The 1,649-nt window shown below is 54.0% G+C and carries 2 protein-coding genes and 1 pseudogene; all 3 read left to right on the top strand.

Going from position 1 to position 1,649, the window contains the following annotated elements:
- Positions 1–632, top strand: a pseudogene (locus BVK86_RS30015) (hypothetical protein); the annotation flags it as partial.
- Positions 574–1,218 carry a peptidoglycan-binding domain-containing protein gene (locus tag BVK86_RS28870; protein ID WP_083659372.1) on the top strand — a complete coding sequence of 215 codons (645 nt, stop codon included), beginning with the start codon at positions 574–576 and terminating at the stop codon, positions 1,216–1,218. The pseudogene BVK86_RS30015 and the gene BVK86_RS28870, both read left to right, overlap by 59 nt.
- Before the next feature lie 4 nt (positions 1,219–1,222).
- Positions 1,223–1,528: a hypothetical protein gene (locus tag BVK86_RS28865; RefSeq protein WP_075949611.1), complete on the top strand. Its 306-nt coding sequence runs from the start codon at positions 1,223–1,225 to the stop codon at positions 1,526–1,528.
- Positions 1,529–1,649: the final 121 nt, after the last annotated feature.

Raw genomic sequence — 1,649 nt, 5'->3', positions numbered from 1 at the left:
CCACCATCCGCCTGGTGGCCGATGACGGCAGCTACATCAGGATCGGTGGCGGGGTCGAAATCGGTACGCAGGGCAAGGCCATTGTGCATGCCGGCGAGCATGACTGGGTGGGGCCGAAAACCGACAGTGCGGCCATTCCTGTTTTCGGTCGGGACGGCGCGGACCAACGGCATCTTCTGCACTACGAAGATGATCCAGGCGCAATTGTTGAAGGCCAACCCTACAAAATCGCCCTGGAAGACGGCAGCCTGGTGCAAGGCATGACAGGTGCCAACGGTTTAACCGAGCTGCTCCAGCGAACAGAGATGCAGCTCGCCAATCTCGAGGTTTTTCGCAATTCATCCCACCAGGCAGCGAGCCCGGGTTCAAACAGCACAGGGGCAGACGCATCAAGACCTTTTGATCTGTTTTTTTTGCTTAAAGACGAAAAAACAGGTGTCACGCTGAACGGTGTCACGTACCGGATCAAGCTGGAGTCGGGAGATGTCGTTGTCGGCGTTTCTGATGAGCAAGGCCGGACTCAAATTGTGCGATCAGACACCCCACAAATAGCCACCATCGAGGTTCCTTACCATGACGATCGCGCAACATCTTTTGACCCCCTCATCAGATCAGACGCCTGTGACTGTTGAGATCCCCACGAAGCAATTAAGCGGCGCCTTGTGGGTATCAAAATTTCCCACCAGCACGAGACTTGATGAGATGAACTCAGCCTTTGCCATATCAGTTGCTTCCTTTCTCAGTGCTCTCAACGCGGCAGGTGCCAGCGTCGCCATTTCGGCCACCCTGCGTCCTGCCAATCGTGCTTTTTTGATGCATTGGGCCTGGAAAATCGTCAATGCGGATGCGGACCCGTTAACTATTCCTGAGCGTGAGGGAGTGGACATCCAGTGGGGCCACTTAAACGAAAAAGGCGATTACTGCAGGGAAAAATCCGTTGCCGCTGCCACGGCCATGGTCAATGGATATGGCATGGGAAACTTGAGAGTTGCCCCCGCACTGACGTCCCGACATATCGAGGGTAAAGCGATTGATATGACGATCAGTTGGACGGGCACTCTTTCGATAAAGGATGCCATGGGTAGAACCGTGGATATTTCGACAGATCCGAAAACAGGAATGAATGAGGACCTGCACGCAGTGGGTGCGACCTACAGGGTCATCAAGTTCAAAGGCGGCGACAAAGACAAACCTCATTGGTCAACCGACGGACGCTGAAGCCATGCCACAACATTCGGTAATGCTCTTCTGGTTGATACTCACCCTGGGCCAGGCATCGGCCGTACATGCGCAAACGCCACCTGATGTCCAGGCATTCGCAGAGCATCGCGACGTGTGCGATGTGCTCCGCGGAGAGATTCCTGACGTCGACAAAAAGGCACGTGTCGAGCAAGTGATCAACGACATTAACCAGCATTGCGAAGGCACGGATGCCGCCTTGCAACATCTGAAATCCAAGTACGCCGATGACACGCAGGTCATGGGCCTGCTGGATCAATACGAACCGACTATTGAAACCTCTCAGTAAAAGGACACTGCTCCTCTGTGGATCAGCAAGAGGAACATGATTTCAAAAGGATATGGAACGCATGAGCTATACGGACAACACAGTGATCGCCACCAGCACGAGTCGTTTGCTGCCGAATAGA

This window comes from Pseudomonas reinekei, from assembly GCF_001945365.1.
Taxonomy (GTDB): domain Bacteria; phylum Pseudomonadota; class Gammaproteobacteria; order Pseudomonadales; family Pseudomonadaceae; genus Aquipseudomonas; species Aquipseudomonas reinekei.
Note: the sequence above shows the minus strand (reverse complement) of the source record. Positions and strands in the feature narration are given on the sequence as shown.